At 70.6% G+C, this 18,887-nt stretch carries 22 protein-coding genes and 1 pseudogene; 12 read left to right on the forward strand and 11 right to left on the reverse strand.

Features of this window, described 5'->3' with window-relative positions:
- Positions 1-10: 10 nt before the first annotated feature.
- Both QSK37_RS51400 and QSK37_RS02855 read right to left on the reverse strand, forming a co-directional pair.
- Positions 11-367: a helix-turn-helix domain-containing protein gene (locus QSK37_RS51400; protein ID WP_349497937.1), complete on the reverse strand. Its 357-nt coding sequence runs from the start codon at positions 365-367 to the stop codon at positions 11-13.
- A 53-nt stretch (positions 368-420) separates the two neighbouring features.
- Positions 421-882, reverse strand: coding sequence for an ATP-binding protein (locus tag QSK37_RS02855; RefSeq protein ID WP_285617298.1), 462 nt, complete (start codon positions 880-882; stop codon positions 421-423).
- Positions 883-1,024: 142 nt separating this feature from the next.
- Between QSK37_RS02855 and QSK37_RS02860 the strand changes: the two genes are divergently transcribed.
- From QSK37_RS02860 to QSK37_RS02880, 5 genes are all read left to right on the forward strand, one after another.
- A complete protein-coding gene (locus tag QSK37_RS02860) occupies positions 1,025-1,840 on the forward strand; it encodes a helix-turn-helix domain-containing protein (RefSeq protein WP_285617300.1) in 816 nt (271 codons plus the stop codon).
- Positions 1,837-1,989: a DUF397 domain-containing protein gene (locus QSK37_RS02865; protein ID WP_285617303.1), complete on the forward strand. Its 153-nt coding sequence runs from the start codon at positions 1,837-1,839 to the stop codon at positions 1,987-1,989. Before QSK37_RS02860 ends, QSK37_RS02865 begins: the two co-directional genes overlap by 4 nt.
- A 226-nt stretch (positions 1,990-2,215) precedes the next feature.
- Positions 2,216-2,944, forward strand: a complete 729-nt coding sequence (locus tag QSK37_RS02870; RefSeq protein ID WP_285617304.1) for a hypothetical protein — start codon at positions 2,216-2,218, stop codon at positions 2,942-2,944.
- 53 nt (positions 2,945-2,997) lie between these two features.
- Entirely contained in the window at positions 2,998-3,525 is a 528-nt protein-coding gene (locus QSK37_RS02875) for a VOC family protein (protein WP_285617305.1), read from the forward strand.
- A gap of 5 nt (positions 3,526-3,530) precedes the next feature.
- Entirely contained in the window at positions 3,531-4,334 is an 804-nt protein-coding gene (locus tag QSK37_RS02880; protein ID WP_285617306.1) for a MerR family transcriptional regulator, read from the forward strand.
- A gap of 111 nt (positions 4,335-4,445) precedes the next feature.
- On the opposite strand, the gene QSK37_RS02885 is transcribed toward QSK37_RS02880, so the two are convergent.
- Positions 4,446-5,033, reverse strand: coding sequence for a dihydrofolate reductase family protein (locus QSK37_RS02885; RefSeq protein WP_285617307.1), 588 nt, complete (start codon positions 5,031-5,033; stop codon positions 4,446-4,448).
- 113 nt (positions 5,034-5,146) lie between these two features.
- Here QSK37_RS02885 and QSK37_RS02890 point away from each other — a divergent pair, with 113 nt between their 5' ends.
- The 3 genes from QSK37_RS02890 (at position 5,147) to QSK37_RS02900 (ending at position 7,994) form a co-directional block, all read left to right on the forward strand.
- On the forward strand, positions 5,147-6,136 hold the full coding sequence (locus tag QSK37_RS02890; protein WP_285617308.1) for an RNA polymerase subunit sigma-70: 990 nt from the start codon (positions 5,147-5,149) through the stop codon (positions 6,134-6,136).
- A 209-nt stretch (positions 6,137-6,345) separates the two neighbouring features.
- Positions 6,346-7,281, forward strand: a complete 936-nt coding sequence (locus QSK37_RS02895) for a GlxA family transcriptional regulator (RefSeq protein ID WP_432705543.1) — start codon at positions 6,346-6,348, stop codon at positions 7,279-7,281.
- Positions 7,281-7,994 (forward strand): DJ-1/PfpI family protein, encoded by a 714-nt coding sequence (locus tag QSK37_RS02900; protein ID WP_285617312.1) that lies wholly within the window; start codon positions 7,281-7,283, stop codon positions 7,992-7,994. The genes QSK37_RS02895 and QSK37_RS02900 overlap by 1 nt, the downstream gene beginning before the upstream one ends.
- Before the next feature lie 11 nt (positions 7,995-8,005).
- On the opposite strand, the gene QSK37_RS02905 is transcribed toward QSK37_RS02900, so the two are convergent.
- Entirely contained in the window at positions 8,006-8,599 is a 594-nt protein-coding gene (locus tag QSK37_RS02905) for a sigma-70 family RNA polymerase sigma factor (protein WP_285617313.1), read from the reverse strand.
- 128 nt (positions 8,600-8,727) lie between these two features.
- Here QSK37_RS02905 and QSK37_RS02910 point away from each other — a divergent pair, with 128 nt between their 5' ends.
- Complete coding sequence (locus QSK37_RS02910) at positions 8,728-9,129, forward strand: nuclear transport factor 2 family protein (protein ID WP_285617314.1); 402 nt, start codon at positions 8,728-8,730, stop codon at positions 9,127-9,129.
- A gap of 41 nt (positions 9,130-9,170) precedes the next feature.
- On the opposite strand, the gene QSK37_RS02915 is transcribed toward QSK37_RS02910, so the two are convergent.
- The 4 genes from QSK37_RS02915 to QSK37_RS02930 form a co-directional block, all read right to left on the reverse strand.
- The gene (locus QSK37_RS02915; protein ID WP_285617315.1) at positions 9,171-10,676 is read right to left on the reverse strand and encodes an MFS transporter; all 1,506 of its coding nucleotides are present in this window, start codon (positions 10,674-10,676) and stop codon (positions 9,171-9,173) included.
- Between the two features lie 38 nt (positions 10,677-10,714).
- Positions 10,715-10,891: a hypothetical protein gene (locus QSK37_RS02920; protein WP_285617317.1), complete on the reverse strand. Its 177-nt coding sequence runs from the start codon at positions 10,889-10,891 to the stop codon at positions 10,715-10,717.
- Positions 10,891-11,328, reverse strand: coding sequence for a MarR family winged helix-turn-helix transcriptional regulator (locus QSK37_RS02925; protein WP_285617319.1), 438 nt, complete (start codon positions 11,326-11,328; stop codon positions 10,891-10,893). The genes QSK37_RS02920 and QSK37_RS02925 overlap by 1 nt, the downstream gene beginning before the upstream one ends.
- 191 nt (positions 11,329-11,519) lie before the next feature.
- Complete coding sequence (locus tag QSK37_RS02930; protein ID WP_285617321.1) at positions 11,520-12,434, reverse strand: alpha/beta hydrolase; 915 nt, start codon at positions 12,432-12,434, stop codon at positions 11,520-11,522.
- A 129-nt stretch (positions 12,435-12,563) separates the two neighbouring features.
- On the opposite strand from QSK37_RS02930, the gene QSK37_RS02935 reads away from it, so the two are divergent.
- Positions 12,564-14,366 carry a sialidase family protein gene (locus QSK37_RS02935; protein WP_285617322.1) on the forward strand — a complete coding sequence of 601 codons (1,803 nt, stop codon included), beginning with the start codon at positions 12,564-12,566 and terminating at the stop codon, positions 14,364-14,366.
- Positions 14,367-14,374: 8 nt separating this feature from the next.
- Positions 14,375-15,403 (forward strand): annotated as a pseudogene (locus QSK37_RS02940) (sialidase family protein); the annotation flags it as partial.
- 113 nt (positions 15,404-15,516) lie between these two features.
- Here the strand turns inward: QSK37_RS02940 and QSK37_RS02945 are convergent.
- Positions 15,517-16,104, reverse strand: coding sequence for a TetR family transcriptional regulator (locus tag QSK37_RS02945; RefSeq protein ID WP_285617324.1), 588 nt, complete (start codon positions 16,102-16,104; stop codon positions 15,517-15,519).
- A 126-nt stretch (positions 16,105-16,230) separates the two neighbouring features.
- Here QSK37_RS02945 and QSK37_RS02950 point away from each other — a divergent pair, with 126 nt between their 5' ends.
- Positions 16,231-17,142 carry an SDR family oxidoreductase gene (locus QSK37_RS02950; protein WP_285617325.1) on the forward strand — a complete coding sequence of 304 codons (912 nt, stop codon included), beginning with the start codon at positions 16,231-16,233 and terminating at the stop codon, positions 17,140-17,142.
- Between the two features lie 13 nt (positions 17,143-17,155).
- On the opposite strand, the gene QSK37_RS02955 is transcribed toward QSK37_RS02950, so the two are convergent.
- On the reverse strand, positions 17,156-18,151 hold the full coding sequence (locus tag QSK37_RS02955) for an amidohydrolase family protein (protein WP_285617326.1): 996 nt from the start codon (positions 18,149-18,151) through the stop codon (positions 17,156-17,158).
- Entirely contained in the window at positions 18,148-18,885 is a 738-nt protein-coding gene (locus tag QSK37_RS02960; RefSeq protein ID WP_285617328.1) for an SDR family NAD(P)-dependent oxidoreductase, read from the reverse strand. The genes QSK37_RS02955 and QSK37_RS02960 overlap by 4 nt, the downstream gene beginning before the upstream one ends.
- Positions 18,886-18,887: the final 2 nt, after the last annotated feature.

Here is an 18,887-nt window from a genome sequence, read left to right on the forward strand (position 1 = left end):
AGTATCCGGGTCAGTAGTCGTCGGGCGGGTGGCCGCCGCGGGTACGCAGCGTGGTCCGGCCGCGCAGGAGGCGGCGCATCGTTCCGTAGCTCACGTCGAAGCGCTCGGCGACCTGGCGGATGCTCCAGCCCTGCTCGTACAGGCGTACGGCGTCGTCGGTGGTGGGTTCTTCGGGGCGGGCCGCGTCGGCGAGGAGTTTCCGCAGGCTCGATCGTGTGTAGCGGCGGTGGCCGCCCGGCGTCCGCAGGGGTGACAGGCGGCCCTCGCGGGCCCAGCGGGCGATCGTCGTCGTACGGACGCCGAACAGCTCGGCGACCTCACGGGGCTTGAGCAGGTCGTCGTCGGGAGAGAGTTCGTCGGGGAGCACGTCGTTCTTTCCGGGGAGAGTGGTCGTCGGGGGGGTCGCGGGTGCGCGACGGGTCACATGCGGAGGCCGGGCGGCGGGAGTTCGCCGGCGGCGTCGGCCGCGCAGGTCGCCCACACCGTCTTGCCGCCGTGTTCTTCCAGGCGCCAGCCCCAGTCCTTCGAACACGCGTCGACCAGCAGCAGCCCGCGCCCGTCCACCCGGTCCATCGAACGCCGCCGGCGGTCGGGCAGCGCCTCGCTCGTGTCCCACACCTCGATCAGTACGGTGCCGCCCTGGCGCGTCAACGAGAGATGGAACACCTCGCCGATCTTGGTGGCGTTGGTGGCCAGTTCGGCGACGACGATCAGCGCGTTGTCGAGGGCGTCGCCGAGTCGCCAGTCGGCGAGTGCGATCTTTGTGAGGAGCCGGGCCTGTTCGGCCGCGATCGGATGCGGCGGCAGGGGAAATCGGTGAACCCGGCTCTCGCAGATTCGTGGTGGCCGCGCCGCCTCTTCGGCTTCAGGTATCGCCCGCAATTTTCCGCCTCTTCTTTTCCGAAATCCGGTGACCAGGTTCACACGGGCGATTACACTTAGCGACGAACCACCAAAGACCAGTTAGACACCCCCCGTTCAAACCATCGAAACCGCGTATGAGCGGTTTCGTTTTGGAGGTCTCATGGTTGCGAAACGCGAACCGTACGAGGTCCCGGCAATCCGCGCGTTCGCCGCCGAATTAACGGCATGGCGTGGCACGATGTCCAAGGTAGAGCTGGCCGAACGGCTCGGCTACACTCCCCAGCTCATCGGCCAACTGGAGGCCGGTAAGAACATACCGTCCGAGCAGTTCTCCGAGGACGCCGACACGTTCTTCAAGACCAACGGCCTCTTCCTGAGGCTATGGAAACTGATCATGGAGACCCGCCGCCTGGCAGTTCTGCCGCCCGGCTTCTCCAAATATGTTCAATTTGAGGGCCAGGCCGGTACGATACGGACCTACAGCCTCGTGCTCATTCAAGGACTGCTCCAAACAGAGGAGTACGCTCGCGCGATTCTGCTAACCGTCCAACGGCCAGATACGGTCGATCAGTTCGTGGCCGCCCGCATGGAGCGCCAAGCGATTCTCACCCGACAAAAACCTCCGCGCCTTTGGGCAACGATCGACGAGCGGGCCCTGCACGCCATGATCGGCGGCCGAGAGGTGATGCGCGGGCAGCTCCAACACCTGCTGGAGGCCTCGAAGAATCCCAACATCATGGTCGAGGTAGTGCCGCAGGACGCAGAGGCCCACGCCGGCCTGGAAGGCGATCTCGTACTCCTAGGTTTCGACAACGAGCCCGACATCGCGTACACCGAATCGTCCGGGCGTGGCCAAGTTGTGGAGGATGCGGCCGGTGTGTCCGACTTCCACGTAAGGTACGACTTGATCAGGGGGCACGCCCTTCCGGTGGCGGAGTCCCGGAAATTGATCGAGTCGATCTTGGAGGGTCTATGAACTCCCTCGACTGGCGCAAGAGCAGCCGCAGCGGAGGAAGCGGAGGCAACTGCGTCGAGGTCACCGCCCTCTGGCGCAAGAGCAGCCGCAGCGGAGGAAGCGGAGGCGAGTGCGTCGAGGTCGCCGTGGTCGAGTCACCTCGGGACTAACACGTGCTCGCCGCCCGGTACGACGAGATCGTCGTACCGGGCGGCGATGCCGCGTCAGTCACCATGGCAGCCGACCGACGGCACGTTTAATGCCACGGACATGCATTAATCGCGCCAATCAGAAACTCTACGACTCGCTGATCAATTTCCGCTTAAATCTTGATGTCATCCCTGGTCAGAGGGTTAGGGTTTTACTACCACAATCCCCTTTGGACATACTGGGGCGATGTCCATATTCCGGCGCAATAAACCGACCGACTCCAGTTTCTCGGCAGGGCCGTCCGGAGACTGCACCACGCACAGTCCGTGCCGCGAGCTGCTGGCGATGCCCGCCGCCGAGCGGGACGGACTGCTCCGCCTGATCATGGCGAAGACCTCGGAGCTCGGCCCGGACGCGATCTCCGTGTACCTCAACGACGAGTTGTCCGCGCGCCTGGTCGTGATGGCGGCGGGCGATTCGGGCCGCTACCAGCGGGCCTACCCGGTCCTCGCCCACCTGACGTCCCGCTGGGGCGTCACCCCTCCCGACCTGCTCCTCCGCGCGGTGGAGAACATGCGGCGCGACAACGTGGAGGTGGGCGCCCACGACCAGGGCGAGAACTCCCCGCTGTACACCGTCGTCGACCAGGGCGTGTCCGGGGCCGCGCACCTCGTACGGCTGGAGCAGGCGCTGGGCGTCGACCTCCCGTACGGGGCGATCATCGGGATCCCGCGCGAGCACCAGATCCTCGCGGTCCCGATCCGGAAGGCCGGCGACGTGGCCGCGATCGAGGCCATGCTGCGGCTGGTGCGCGACGTCGGCTCCCAGGCCTCGGACCGGCTGAGCCTCGACGTGTTCTGGCTGCACCAGGGCCGCCTGCACCCCCTGCACGCCGAGTCGAAGAACGGACGGCTGGAGCAGATCTTCCCCCCGCCGGAGTTCCGGCAGCTCCTGGAGCAGTTGCCGCGCGACTAGATCTGCCCGGCGCGCTTGACCCTCACGTCGCGTGAGGCTGGAGGGTGGGGTGCATGAGCGACTACTACGACGCGTTCGAGATGAGTCCCGTGCCCGCTCCCGGCCCGGACGCGGTGCCGCCGGAGCCGTTCCACGGCATCTATGGAATGCCCGCGTTCGTGACGATCCCCACGAGCGATCTGGCGGCGTCGGTGGACTTCTGGATTCGCGGGCTCGGGTTCTTCGAGCTGTTCAGCATCCCCGGAAGTGTCGTGCATCTGCGCCGGTGGGCGTTCCAGGACGTGCTCCTCGTCCCGGCGGCGAGCGTTCCGGAGCAGGCACCGGCGATGAGCTTCAGTTTCGCGTGCGTGCTCAGCCAGGTCGACGCGCTCGTCGAGTCCTGCCGCGCGTTGCGCCCGGACTCCGTCGAGGGTCCACGGGACACGCCCTGGAACACCCGCGACGTCACGGTGATCACCCCCGAGAACGCACGGATCGTCTTCACGGCGGCGAAGCCCTTCGATCCGGCCAGTCAGGAGGCGCGGAACCTCGAAGCCGTCGGGATCACCCCACCGGGCGCCGGCGGCGACGATGAACAATGAGGAGCATGCCTGATCCCGCTGACGCCGACGGCCTGACCGTCGGCCAGGTCGCGACGCGTCTGGGCGTGACGGTCCGCGCGCTGCACCACTGGGACGAGATCGGTCTGGCGCGACCGTCGCTGCGCACGGCCGCCGGATACCGGCTCTACACCGCTGGTGATCTCGACCGCCTGCACCGCATCGTCGTCTACCGCGAGATCGGTCTCGGCCTGGACAGAATCCGGGCCGTCCTGGACGACTCGGCCGCGGACGTGCCGGGCGCGCTGCGCGCGCAGCGCGCCCTGGTCGCCGAACGGATCGACCGCCTCCAGCGGCTCAGCGCCGGACTGGACCGGATGATCGACGCCCATGAGCGCGGCCTGCTGCTGACCGACGAGCAGCAGGCCGCGATCTTCGGCCCGCAGTGGAACCCGGACTGGCCCGCCGAGGCCCGCCGGCGCTACGGGGACACGGCGCAATGGCTGCGGTACGCCGAACGTTCGGCCTCTCGCGGTCCGGAGGAATGGCAGGCCATCGCCGACGCCAATGCCGACCTCGACCGCGCCCTCGGGGATGCGATGGACGCGGGCGTCACACCCGGCAGTCCGGAGGCGAATCGACTCGTCGAGCGGCACCGTGAGGTCTTCGCCTCCTACTTTCCCCTCACCAGGCAGATGCAGGTCTGTCTCGGCCGCAGGTTCGAGGCCGATCCGGGATTCGCCGCCCACTACGACGGCATCCGCGCCGGCCTTGCCACGTGGTTCCGGCGCGTCATCGACGCGAGCGCGCGCGCCCACGGCATCGACCCCGACACCGCGACCTGGCAGTAGAGCGCGAGCCCGGCAGCCGGGCATGTCCGAATCCGAGGGGTGGCCGTCCTTGCCGCCATCGGCGGGCACCGGCCAGGCTGAACCCGTGGCCTCCCCCGTTGCGCTCCTGTCTCAGTCGCGTCGCACGGCGTAGGTCAGGTGAGTGGCGCGGGCGCCGCCGACGATGGTCGGGTCCTCGAAGCGGTAGGGCGAGCGCGTGAGGTCGGCGAAGTAGGGGATCCCCGCACCCAGCAGCACGGGCACCAGGCTGATCCGGACCTCATCCAGCAGACCGAGGTCGAGCGCTTGGGCGGCGATGCTCGCGCTGGCGACGGTGACGTCCTTACCGCCCGCGATCTGCCGGGCCGTGGCGATGCCGGCGGCCACCTCGCCGACGAAGGTGGTCCTCGGCCATGCCGTGGTGTCCTGGGGCGGGCGGTGGGTGACCACGACCACCGGGGCGCCCACCGGGTGGTTGTCGTCCCAGCCGTTGGTGAGGTCGAACAAGCGCCGCCCGCAGACCAGGGCCCCGGTGCCGGCGAGGATGTCCCGCAGCATCGCGGCACTGCCTCGGTCAACGGTGAAGGAGCTGTGCCCGTCCCGGGCCGGCACCTCGACCTCGCCCGCGTTGTACCAGTCGAACAACTCGCCGCATCCGTCCTGGGTGTCGGCGATGTAACCGTCCAGCGACATCGTCATGTGCGAGAAGACCGTGGTCATCATCCATTCCCTTCGGGCTTTGACGTGGACATGCGGTAGAACGTCGAACGGCGGCCGGACTCATCGCTCGCGTGGAAAATCGATGAGTCATGGGCCTCATCGAGGAGGCGAGGATGGAACTCGACGACGTGCTCACCGCCGTGCGCTCAGGCAGCGAGCCGGCGTTCGCGCGGCTGGTGGACCGCTATCGGCGGGAGCTGCACCTGCACTGCTACCGCATGGGCGGCTCGTTCGACGAGGCCGAGGAGGTGCTGCAGGAGGCCCTGCTGAAGGTGTGGCGGGCGAGACAGAGCCTCCCGGCGGCGGGCGGGGTGCGTCCATGGCTGTACCGGGTCGTGACCAACACCTGCATCGACGACGCCCGCCGCCGCGCGCGACGGGTGCGGCCCTTGAGTTCGTTCGAGGAGATGCCCTGGCTGCAGCCCTACCCGGACGGGCTCCTGAACCAGGCCCTGCCCGCCGACGCCGAGCCCGAATCGGTGGTCGTCGCCCGGGAGACGATCAGCCTGGCCTTCTTGGCCGTGATCCAGACACTGCCCGCGAAACAGCGAGCCGTGCTGATCCTCCGGGACGTTCTCGGCTGGTCCGCAGCGGAGTGCGCGTCCTTGCTGGATGCCTCCGTCCCCGCGGTGAACAGCGCCCTGCAACGGGCACGGACGACAATGCGAGACCACCACGCGCGTCGCACCACAGCGAGCCTGCCCAGCCCGGCGACCGAGGACGAGCAGGCTCTGCTGAAGCGCTATATCGAGGCACACGAGCAAGGTGACGCCGCCGGCCTCGCCGCCATCATGGCTGAGGACGTCCGCGTCACGATGCCGCCCGCGCCATTCCGCTACGAGGGCCGAGCGGCCCTGGCCCCGCTGCTCGCGCGGGCGTTCGGGCCCGACGGCGACGGCGACTGGCTGGCCGTGGCCACCCGCGCGAACCGCCAGCCGGCCGCAGCTTGCTACCTGCGCCGACCCGGCGACTCACAGTACCGGGCCTTCAAACTCGACGTCCTGCGCATCGAAAACGGCACGATCGCCGAGACCACCACCTTCGGCAACGGACAGTTCCCCGCCTTCGACCTCCCCACCACCCTCGAACCCCGCCGATCCTGACCACATCGCTCACGACTTTGACGCGAGCGCGCGCGCCCACGGCATCGACCCCGACACCGCGACCTGGCAGTAGAGCGCGAGCCCGGCAGCCGGGCATGTCCGAATCCGAGGGGTGGCCGTCCTTGCCGCCATCGGCGGGCACCGGCCAGGCTGAACCCGTGGCCTCCCCCGATCGTCTCGTGCTCCTCGTCGTCTACCCCGGCATCCAGATGCTCGACGCCGTCGGGCCGGCCGAGGTGTTCTCACTCGCGGGGATCGGACTGCGCGGGCGCGGGTACCGGCTGCTCGTGGCCTCGCCGGACGGCAGGTCCGTACGCTCGGACTCGGGCCTGCGGCTGGAGGTGGACGCCGCGCTGTCCGACGTCGACGAGCCGGTGGACACCCTCATCGTGGCGGGCGGGTTCGGTTTCGACACCGCGACCACGCCGGAACTCCTCGACACCATCGGCCTGCTGGCGCGCCGGGCCCGCCGGGTGTGCTCGGTCTGCAGCGGCGCGTTCCTGCTCGCGGCGGCGGGGTTGCTGGCCGGAAGGTCCGCCACCACGCACTGGCTGATGTGCGGCGACCTGGCCCGCAGGTATCCCGAGACGACCGTCGAACCCGACCGGATCTTCGTCCGGGACGGTGACGTGTACACCTCCGCGGGGGTGACCGCCGGGATCGATCTCGCGCTCGCGCTGGTCGAGTCCGATCACGGCGCGGAGACGGCCAGGGCCGTGGCCCAAGCACTGGTGGTCTTCCTGCAGCGGCCCGGCGGGCAGTCCCAGTTCTCCGCGCGGCTGGACCACGGGGTCGCGACCGGCTCGCCGCTCCGCCCGGTGCTCGACGCGATCACCGCCGACCCGGCCGCCGACCACAGCGTGCCGCGGCTGGCCGAACGCGCGCACATGTCCGAACGCCACCTCGGACGGTTGTTCGGCGAGCAGACCGGTACGACCCCGGCGAGGTTCGTGGAGCGCGTACGCGTCGAGGCCGCCCGTGACCTGCTCGAACGCTCCACGCTGCCGGTGGAGGGGATCTCGCAGCGCACCGGGTTCGGCAGCGACGAGACCATGCGCCGCGCGTTCCTGCGCGTGCTCGGCGTGGCGCCCGCCGACTACCGCGACCGCTTCCGGTCGGCCCATCCCCCACAGGAGGTTCTCTGATGCAGATCGCCATCGTGCTCTATCCCGGGCTCACCGCCCTGGACGCGATCGGTCCGTACGAGGTGCTCAACCTCATGCCGGACGCGGAGGTACGGTTCGTCGGCGCGGAGCCCGGGCCGGTCGTGGCCGACAGCGGCGTGCTGTTCCTCGGCGTCACGCACTCCTACGCCGAGACGCCCGCGCCGGACATCGTGCTGGTGCCCGGATCGTCCGCCGCGACGGCCACCGCGATGGCCGACAAGGAGCTGACCGGCTGGCTGCGCCGGGTGCACGAGACGGCCACCTGGACCACCTCGGTCTGCTCGGGAGCGCTGGTCCTCGCCGCGGCCGGCATCCTGGACGGCGTCCCGGCGACCACGCACTGGCTCGTGCAGCCGATACTGGGCAAGCTGGGCGCCGAACCACGGCCCGACGAGCGGATCGTCCGATCGGGGAAGGTCGCCACCGCGGCGGGGGTGTCCGCGGGCATCGACCTCGGGCTGTGGCTGGTCGGCGAGATCTGCGGCCCCGAGCGCGCCGAGATCGTCCAGCTCACCATCGAGTACGACCCGCGGCCGCCGTTCGACGCGGGCCATCCGAGCAAGGCCGGCGAGCAGGTGCGCAAGAAGGCGCGAGCGGACCTGCTCCGCGCCGGTGCCAACCCTCGGGAGGCGATCGCCGTTCCGCAGGTGCTGTGGCGTCGTGCGATCGGCGCGTTCCGCGCCCACGCGTGAGGGGTCCAGGGTCAGGCTGAGCTCGTGGCGCAGGCCCTGCCGTAGCCGGCCAGGTCACCGCCGAGGGCCGCCGCGGCCAGGAAACGTTCGGTGGTCGCTCGGTGCTCCTCCCGCGTAGGCCGGAACCGCGGTCGGCGCGCTCGGACATGTCGCCGAGCCCGGTACGCCATCTGCTGGACCGCCCGTTCGGTGCGTCCGACGATGGCCGCGATCTCCGCGTGCGAGAAGCCGAACACGTCGTGCAGCAAGAACACGGCGCGCTCCGTCGGGGCCAGGGTTTCCAGGACGACCAACAGGCCCTCCGCCACCGCGTCGACCGGCCGCGGTCCGATGGGCGAGCCGACCGCCGGCCCATCCGGCCGGTCGTCGTCAGCGGGCGCTTCCCGGCGCGCCCGTATCCTGCGAAGCTCGTCGATCGCCTGCCGGGTCACGAGCCGGAAAAGATACGCGCCGGGGTCCACGACCGAGCCGTGGTCCACGCGGCTCCAGCGAAGCCATGCCTCCTGAAGAACATCGTCGGCATCCGCCCGGTTACCGAGCATCCGGTACGCCGCTGCCGAAAGCGCGGCCCGGTGCCTCTCGAACAGCTCGTCCGCCGTGTCCATCGCACCCTCCCGTACAGACAGACCTCATTAGTAAGACGGTTCGGCGGGCGCCGGCGTCACGCGTGACGCCGGCGGACCCGCATCCGTCGTACCGGGAGAACGCGGACCACCGACCCGAAAGGCATGACATGACATCGACCCCACCCACCCACCAGAACCGGCGGCTCGTCCTGGAGGCCGTCTCCCGGTTCGGCGCAGGCGACATCGCCGGCTTCACCGAACTGCTGAGCGAGGATTTCGTCTCGCACAACCCGCGCGTGGCGCACGACCCCACGGCACAGTCCGGGCGCCAGGCGTTCGCGGACTACTTGAGCGGGCCCGGCAGTGCGCACCTTCGGGACGCGACCGTGACGGCCGAGCACCTGCTCGCCGACGGGGACCTGGTCGCCGTGCACACCCACGTGGTCGCTCCCCAGGGCGACCTCGCCACCGTCGACCTCTTCCGGGTCGACGGTGACACGATCGTCGAGCATTGGGACGTCGTTCAACCCATACCCGACGAGGTGCTCCACCCGCACGGAATGTTCTGACCGCCGCGGCATCACCCTGGAGAACCTACGGAACGGACCGCTCAGACCCGGGAGTCGCGCTCCCGCCGCCCGCCTCGCAGGAGCGAGGCGACGGCGGCGAGCGCGGCGAGGGCGGCCGACACGGCGAAGACGACGACGAGGCCGTGGTGGAACGGCTCCGCGATCAGGTGCGGGAAGAACTCCCGGCCGGTGAGGGCCTGCCGGTTCGCCGGGGAGAGCGCCGGCAGGGCGCCGGTGGGCGCGAGCAGGCTCTCGATCGGGTTCACGCCGAGGATCGCGGCGAACAGCGACGACACCGGGGGAAGCGCGCCGATCTGGTGCGCGACCCCGGCGGACACGCCGTACCGCTGAAGGCCGCCGGTCAGCGTGTGCGGCAGGCTGCCCGCCAGCCCCGCGATCATCAGGGAGAAGAACACCCCGATCGACAGTGACGTGCCGGAGTTCTGGAACGTCGAGCGCATCCCCGACGCCGCGCCCCGCTGGCGGGCGGGCACGCTGCTCATGATGGCCGAGGAGTTCGGCGAGCTGAACATGCCCGTGCCGATGCCGTTGGCGGCGATGAGCAGGGCGAACGCCCAGTACGAGAAGTCGGCGGGCAGCAGCATCAGCCCGACGAAGCTCCCGCCGAACACCACCATCCCGGCGGTGGCGAACCCGCGCGCGCCGAACCGGTCCGACAGCAGGCCCGAGATCGGCCCGGCCACGAGGAACCCGCCGGTCAGCGGCAGCAGGAAGATGCCGGCCCACAGGGGCGTGTCGCTGTAGTCGTAGCCGTGCAGGGGCAGCCAGATGCCCTGCAACCAGATGATCAGCACGAACTGCAGGCCGCCCTGCGCGAGACGCGTCGCGAAGCTCGCCGCGTTGCCCGCCGTGAACGCGCGGATGCGCAGCAGCCCGATCTGGAACATCGGATGCGCCACCCTGGTCTCCACGACGGCGAACACCGCGAGGAGCAGGACGCCGCCGATCAGCTCGGCGCACACCGTGGGGTTCGTCCAGCCCATGGCGTGGTGCCCGTACGGGTGGATGCCCTCGGTGATGCCGACGAGCACCGCGCTCAGCCCGACGGCGAACGTGATGTTGCCCCACCAGTCGATGCGGCCGGGGTTGCGCTCGCCGTTGTCGCGGAGCCGGCGGTACGCCCACAGGGTGCCGAAGACGCCGACCGGGACGTTGACCCAGAAGACCGCGCGCCAGTCCCAGATCGCCAGCACTCCCCCGGCCACCAGGCCGACGAACTGCCCGGCCAGGCCCGCGACCTGGTTGATGCCGAGCGCGAAACCGCGCTGCCGCGCGGGGAACGCGTCGGTGAGGATCGCGGCGGAGTTGGCGGTGAGCATGGAGCCGCCGATCGCCTGGAGCATCCGCCAGCCGATCAGCCACAGCGCCCCGTGCCGCCCCTGGAACGGATCGAACGACAGCAGAAGCGATGCGACGGTGAAGACGAGGAACCCGGCGTTGTAGATCTTCACCCGGCCGTACATGTCGCCGAGCCGCCCGACGGGCACGACGAAGACCGCCTGGATGAGCCGGTAGCCCATGATCATCCAGAGCAGGTAGCCGACGTTCGCGGGCGCGAGCGGGTTCAGGTGGATGCCGCGGAGATGGCCGGCAACGCGATGAGGACGATCGACCCGTCGAGCACGGCCATGAACACGGCGGCGGTCGTGTTGGCGAGCGCGACCCACTTGTACCGATCTGTTGAGTCGCGTTCGCCGAGCTGCTCCCGGTCATCGAGCCGGTCGGCGTCGGTGGCCGCCATCAGATGTTCTGCGCGAGACGCTCGATCAGCGGTGCCGCCGCCATGAGGTGCCGCCGTTCGTCGGGGCTGAACTCACTGGCCAGGACCTGGGCGATCTGCCGGATCCGCGCGGTGCGCTTGTCGCGCAGCAGCGCCCGGCCCGCCTCCGTCACCGACAGGACGATGCGCCGGCCGTCCTCGGGATCGGGCCGCCGGTCGACCAGCCCGCGCGATTCGAGGGCGCCGAGCGTGGCACCCATCGACTGCGGGCTGATCTGCTCCGCGCGCGCCATCGCACTCGCCGTGGTCGGCCCGGAACGGTCGAGCCGCGAGAGCGCGGCCGTCTCGGGGAGGGTGAGCTCCTCCTGGACCGGCACCTGCCGCATCCGCCTGCGGAACATGCTCATGCTCACGAGCAGCGCCGCGGCGACGTCCTCCGCACCCGGATCATCGGTCATATTCATAAGGCTAGCCTGATAAGACTGACCTTATCAACATTGCGCGCGATTCGTCCGGATGCCGCTGGCGGAAGCGGCCGCGACACCGGCTTGAGTCTCCTGTGAGGGGAGACGCCAGGCTGCCGGGCATGGACGGCGACACTCTGTACCCGATCGGCGGTCCGGTCCGGCGAACGCGTCCTCGCGAAGCGTCATCGGCCGAGAGCGGCGGCGAGGAAGTCGATGGAGCGGCGGATCTCGGGGATCTCGTCGACCGGGGGCACGTTGAGGTGGCCGTGGGGCATTCCACGGGCGAGCATCGTGGTCACCGGGATGCCGCGCTCCTTGAGCTGGCGGGCGAACAGTTCGCCGGACGCGCGCAGCTCGTCGAGCTCGCTCAGCACGATGGAGGTCGGGGGCAGGCCGTCGACGACGCCGTTGCCGGGCATGGCGTGAGCCGGGACGTCCGACACGCGGCCCACGTAGCCGCGGGTCAGGGACAGCACGGTCTCGGCCGTGAACCGTAGCCGTTCCGGCAGGGCGGTCAGGTCGGCGATGAGGTCGTCGGGCGACGCGGGCACCGGGAAGTGCAGGAACGGGTACACGAGCAGGAGCGCCGACGGCATCGCGTCGCCCTCGTCGCGGGCCCGGACGGCGGCTCCCGCGGCCAGGTTCGCGCCGGCGCTGCAACCGCCGAGCGCCAGGCGCCCGGGGTCGGTGCCGAGTTCGGCGGTGGCGTCCGTGAACCACCGCCACGCGGTGTGGACGTCGTCGAGCGGCACCGGGTAGCGGCTGGTCTCGCTCGCGAGCCGGTAGTCGACGGAGGCGACGACCACGCCGGGGTCGGCGGCGAGCTCGGCGCCCACCGCGTGCGCCTCCGGCATGTCCAGGTCGCCCCGGGCCCAGCCGCCGCCGTGCAGCCAGAGGAGTCCGCGGCGAGCGCGCCCGGCACCGAGGGGGCGGTAGAGGCGGATGCGGATCGGGCCGTGCGGACCGTCGATGGCCCTCTCCTCGATCTTCGCCTCGGGCGTCCGGTACCGGGCCGTCAGGTCTCGGAGGGCCTCGCCGAGAGGCACCTCGTCCGTGACCGAGCCGAGTCTCGCGGCGATTACGGGGTCGATGGGCACACGCTCCCCCTACCTGACGGCTCTTGACTGACCGAAAGCCGACTTCTAGTGTCCGACGCTAGCAGGATATAGGACGTGGGACGTCCTATATCTTGCGCATGGGACCCCCGCCCTGAAAGAGAGGCCCGCGTGGCTCATCTCGGATCCCCCCGACGTACGGCGGCCGTGGCGCTCCTCGCCGCGGCACTGCCGTTCGTCACCGCGGCCGCCAAGCCCGCGCCGGAGTTCACCGAACAGGTCATCTTCGCCCAGCACACGGACGGCTACTACTGCTTCCGCATCCCCGCCATCGTCCGCGCCGACGACGGCACCCTCCTCGCCTTCGCCGAAGGACGCGTGAACAACTGCGCCGACTCCGGCGACATCGACCTGGTGCTCAAGCGCTCCACCGACGGCGGCCGCACCTGGGGACCCCTCCAGGTCGTCCTGCCCGGCGACGGCGACACCCGTGACAACCCGGCCCCCGTCGTCGACCGGCGCACCGGCCGGATCGTGCTCATGACGTCCTACAACCCGGTGAGCGACGTCACCAGGCGCCGCCCGTTCGTGCAGTACAGCGACGACGACGGCGCCACCTGGTCCGCGCCACGCGACATCACCGACGAGGTCGTCAAGCCGCTCTGGAACTCCTGGTACGCCACCGGCCCCGGCCACGGCACCCAGTTGCAGCACGGGCCGCACGAGGGACGTCTCATCATCCCGGCCAACCACGAAGGCGGCGGCGGAGCCCTCAAGGGCGGGCCACAGGGCGGCAACCTGAACTACAGCGACGACGGCGGCCTCACCTGGAAGATCGGCGCCGACGACACCCGCACCACCAACGACGTCAGCCCCGGCGAGCTCAGCACCACCGAACTGGCCGACGGACGGATCTACGTCAACGCCCGCGACAACACCGGCACCGACCCCGGCAACCGCAACACCGCCACCAGCAGTGACGGCGGCCAGACCTTCGACGCACCCTTCCACACCCTGCCCAAGATCGACGCCCCCAAGGTGCAGGGCTCGGTCCTCCGCGCCGGAAACAAGATCTACCTGTCCGTCCCGGACCACCCGGTGACCCGCGAGATCATGGCCGTCCGCACCTCCACCGACAACGGCCGCAACTTCCAGAAAGTCGGCAAGGTCATCTACTGGGGACCGTCCGCCTACTCCGACCTGGTCAGCCTCGGCAGCGACCAGTTCGGCCTGCTGTACGAGGCCGGGCAGACCTCGCCGTACGAGCAGATCCGCTTCGCACGGTTCAACGACGCCTACCTTCACACCGCCAACGGCACTCCCCCGGGCCTGCCCAAGCCGCCCGCGCCCGGCCCGACGACGCCCGACCTGTCCGGGCACGGCAACGACGGGTACGTGCGCGGCGGGATGACGACGGCGAGCGAGTTCGACGGCGTCGACGACTACGTGCAGGTGCCGTGGGACAAGTCCCTGGACCTGGGCGGCGGCGACTTCACGTGGTCGGCGCGGATCCGCTACTCCGACACCACCGGGACCCACACGATCCTGTGGGCGTACCGGGTCGGCAGCGGCGCCCCGCAGATCTGGCTGCGCGCCGAACCGCAGAGCAACCATATCCGCGGCGTCATCGCGACCGAGAACGGCCAGGCCGTGGTCGACACGACGCGGCCGTACAACGACGGGCAGTGGCACGAGGTCGTCCTGCGCCGCACCGGCGGCGAGCTCACCATCAGCGTCGACGGCCAGGCCACCTCGGTGGCCGATCCGGGCGGCTCGGTGACCCTGGGCCGGCAGTTCACCATCGACGGCATCGACGTCGGCCAGCGCCTCGACGGTGTCTGCCGCTTCCACGGCTCCATCTCGGACGTGCGGGTCTACGACCGTGCGGTGTCCGACGACGAGCTGGCGACCGCCCGCGGCGGCCTGCGGCTCCAACTGCCCCTCACCAGCCTCGGGACCGGAGAACACCGATGAACATCAGAATGAGCCGCTTGGCGATCGCCGGGGTGCTCGCCGCGGCGGTCGCCGTTCCGGCGACGAGTTCGGCCGCCGTCCGCCACGACGCCCCGTCGCGGACCGACATCGCCGTCGGCTCGCCGCCCCAGACCGTCTACCGCATCCCCGACATCGCCGTCACGCGGCGCGGCACGATCCTGCTCGCCTACGACCGCCGCAACGGGTCGGCCAACGATCTGCCGAACGACATCGACACGATGCTGGTCCGCAGCACCGACGGCGGCGCGACGTGGAGCACGCCACGGACCCTCGTCGACTACCCCGGCCCGCAGGGCTGCGGCGACAGCAGCGTGATCGTGGAGCGCCGCTCCGGGAGGATCCTCCTCTTCTGCAACTACAGCGCCGGCAAGGTCGGCTTCCCCACCGGGCAGCCCGGCACCAATGACACGACGGACCCGAACACGCTGCACCTCCAGGTGCGGCACAGCGACGACGACGGCCTGACCTGGAGCGCCCCGACCGACCTGAACCCGCAGGTCAAAGACGTCTCATGGCATGCCTACTTCGCCTCGTCGGGCCACGGCGTCCAGACCAGCACCGGCCGGCTCATCCAGCCGATCAACGTGCTCGCCGCGGACGGCCTGACCCACTCGGCCGACATCTACTCCGACGACGCCGGCGCGACCTGGCACGCCGGCGCGCTGATCGCCGCCAACACCGATGAGAGCAAGGCCATCGAGCTGCCCGACGGCACCATCGAGCAGAACAGCCGGCCGAGCGTCGGCGGCTACCGGTTCATCTCCACGTCCGGTGACGGCGGCCGGACCTTCGGCCCGGTCGCGGCGGCTCCCCAGCTCATCGACCCGCACGTCAACGGCGACGTGATCCGCGTCGACCCGGCGGCGAAGGGCGCGCACCGCGACTGGCTGCTGTTCGTCAACCCGGCGAGCCAGCTGGCCCGCGAGAACCTCACCGTACGGCTGAGCTGCGACGCCGGCCGGACCTGGCCCATCGCGAAGCTGATCCACCCCGGCCTGTCCGGCTACCCCACGATCGCCATGGTCGGGAAGGACCGGTTCGGCGTCTTCTACGAGAACGGTGACAAGTCCTCGTACGCGAAGCTGACCTTCACGACGTACCGGCTGAGCGACCTCGGCGCCCACGGCCGTCACACGGGGTCGTCGACGGCGGCCAGAGGGACGGTGAGGCCGTGCAGGTCCTCGAAGGCCTCGCGGATGAGCTCGTCGAGGCTCCGGCCGGGGTGGTCGAGCCAGGCGACGCTGGCATGACCGAAGGCGGCCATGCCGACGTTGGCCGCCAGTGACGCGGTGGATTCGGACGCGCCCCGGTCGCGCAGCGCGGTCGCCAGGGCCTCGGTCAGGACGGCCTGCTTCGCCTGATCTCGCTCGCGGAGTGCCGGGGTGGCGGCGATGACGCGATGCCTCGGCTCGGAGAAGGAGCGGTTGCCCTCCAGCACGGGCACCACCACCGTACGGAGGGTCCACAGGACGGTCGGAAGCGGCGCGAGGCCTTCCGGGGCGCCGGCCACGCCGGCGGCCAGGGCGTCGCGCAGGGTCTTCTCACCGTCGAAGAGGACCTCGCGCTTGTCGGCGAAATGCCGGTAGAAGGTGCGCTCGGTGACGCCCGCCCGTGCCGCGATCTCGGCCGTGGTGACCTGGTCGAAGCCGCGTTCCGCGTACAGGTCGAGGGCGGCCTGCTGCAGGCGCAGGCGCGCCGGTCCTCCATCGCGCGGCATCCCCGCAGTATAGCCCGGTAGCGACAGAGGCTGTCATCACGTAGCGACAGTGTCTGACGTTACGTGCTAGCGTGGCGAGATAGCGTCAGACACTGTCGCTACCTCACCCGACTCAAGGAGATCGTCGTGCACGTCTTCGTCACCGGTGGTTCCGGACTCACCGGCCCCGCCGTCGTCTCCGAACTCATCGCGGCCGGCCACACGGTCACCGGCCTGGCCCGTTCCGACGCCGCCGCCTCCCGGCTGGAGCGACTCGGTGCCCGGCCGCACCGCGGCTCGCTGGAGGACCTCGACCGCCTGCGGGCCGGCGCGGCGCGGGCCGACGGCGTCCTGCACATGGCCTTCGGCGGCGACTTCGCCGACCCCGAGGACCTGATCAGGCGCGATCGTACGGCGATCGAGGCGCTCGGCCAGGCCCTGGTGGGATCCGGCAAGCCGTTCGTCAGCACGTCGGGCACCCTGGTCATGCCCGCCGGGCGGGTGAGCACCGAGCAGGACCCGCCCGACCCGGACTCGATCGCCGGTTTCCGGATCCCGGGCGAGCAGGCCTGTCTCGGCTTCGCCGAGCAGGGCGTGCGGGCCAGCGTGGTCCGGCTCGCGCCCACCGTGCACGGCCCCGGCGACTACGGGTTCGTCCCGATGCTGATCGCGACCGCCCGGAAGACGGGCGTCTCCGCCTTCGTCGGCGACGGCGGCAACCGCTGGCCCACGATCCACCGCTTCGACGCGGCCGTCCTCTTCCGGCTCGCGCTGGAGGAGGCCCCCGCCGGCAGCGCGCTGCACGGCGCCGGCGAGGACGGCGTCACCCTCAGGAGCATCGCCGAGAAGATCGGCGAGATGCTCGACCTCCCCACCCTGTCCCTGACCCCCGACAAGGCCGCCGAACACTTCGAGAACCCGTTCATGGCCGCCGTGTTCGGCACCGACGCCCCCGTCTCCAGCGACCACACGCGGACCCTGCTCGGCTGGTCGCCGGCCCATCCGACCCTGCTCGAAGACCTGCGGGACGGCGACTACGTCACCGGGCCCACGCCCTGAGCACGGTCCCGGCCTAAGTGATGGCGAACACGCGCTCGGCCGTACGGTGGCCGAGCGCGGTCCGCTGATCGTCGGTCAGCGGCACCTCCCGCAGGAAGGCCACGGCGGCGGCCGGGTCCTCGTACGGGAAGTCGATCGCGAACATGATCTTGTCCGCGCCGACCGCGCTCAGGGCCAGCCCGAGCACGTCCGGATCGTCGATGCCGCTCGTGGTGATCACGAAGTTGCGCCGGAAGTACTCGCTCGGCGTGAGCGACAGGCGTGGCATCGGCGTGGCCGCCCCGGCCGTCCGCGCCGCGAACGCGTGCCGGTTGTCGATCCGCCGCAGCCAGTACGGGATGCCTTCGCCGAGGTGCCCGAGCACGACGGTCAGCTCCGGGTAACGGTCCAGCGTTCCGCTGAGGATGAGCCGCATGGCGTGCAGCCCGGCCTCGGCCTGGAAACCCCAGATCGCCCCGGGCATCCCGTAGTCGCGGTAGGCGTCGAGCATGCTCGGCGCCCGCGGGTGCAGGTAGATCGGCGCCCGGTGCGCCTCGGCCGCCGCCAGCAGCGGCGCGAACTCCGGCTCGTCCAGGTACCGCCCGCCGGTGTGCGAGTTGATCATGATGCCGTTGAGCCCGAGCGGGCCCATGGCCCGCTCGATCTCGGCGGCCGCGGCGACCGGGTCCTGCGGCGCCACCGTGGCCAGCCCGCTGAACCGGCCCGGGTGCCGCCGTACGATCGCGGCCAGCGCGTCGTTGAACTCCCGGGCCAGCGGCACCGCGTCGGCCGCCGGATACGGCTGGACCCCGGGCGGATTGAGGCTGAGCACCGCCATGTCCTGCCCGAGCGCGTCCATCTCCTTCAGCCGGGCATCGAGATCGACGAGCCGGGCGCGGAAGGCCGGAGCGGTCTCCACCGTACGCATCAGCCCGATCTCGGTCTCGTCGCCCGGCACGACGTCCAGACCGTGCGCGACGCCCAGGAACGCCTCGGTGGCCATGTGCTCCTCGACCGCGATGACCCTCATGCCCGGCGCCCTCCATCGACCGACAACGCGATCCCGGTAACGTACGACGCCGCGTCCGAGCAGAGCCAGACCGCCGCCGCCGCGACCTCCTCCGGCGTGGCCAGCCGGCCGAGCGGCGTGATCGCCTCCTGCCGCGCGATCAGGTCGGTGTCCCCCGCCCACTGCTCGAACCCGGCAGTGCGGGTCGGGCCGGGACAGACGGCGTTGACCCGGATGCCGTCCGGCGCGTAGTCGACCGCGGCGACCTTGGTGAGCCCGACGATGCCGTGCTTGGCGGCCACGTAGGCGGGGGCATTCGGGATCGCGTACAGGCCGCCGTTCGAGGCGACGTTGACGATCGCGCCGCCGCCGAGCAGGGGCAGCTCGTACTTCATGCACAGGAAGGTCCCGGCCAGGTTGACGCGCACGACGCGCTCGAACTCGCCCAGGGTCATCTCGTCGAGCCGCCGGTGCGAGGCCAGGCCGGCGTTGTTCACGGCGAAGTCGAGGCCGCCGTACGCCGTGACCGTGCGCTCGACGGCCGCCCGTACCGAGGCTTCGTCGGCGATGTCGACGAAGACGGTCAGTGCCTCCCCGCCGTCCTTCCTGATCATCTCGGTGGTCTCGGCCGCCGTGCTCTCGTCGATGTCCAGCACGGCGACCGCGGCGCCAGTCCGGGCGAACTCCAGCGCCGTCGCACGGCCGATCCCGCTGCCCGCGCCGGTGACCAGCCCGGCCCTCCGCCCCTCACTCATGC

Origin of the sequence: Actinoallomurus iriomotensis, from assembly GCF_030269445.1 — a bacterium.
Taxonomy (GTDB): Bacteria; Actinomycetota; Actinomycetes; order Streptosporangiales; family Streptosporangiaceae; genus Actinoallomurus; species Actinoallomurus iriomotensis.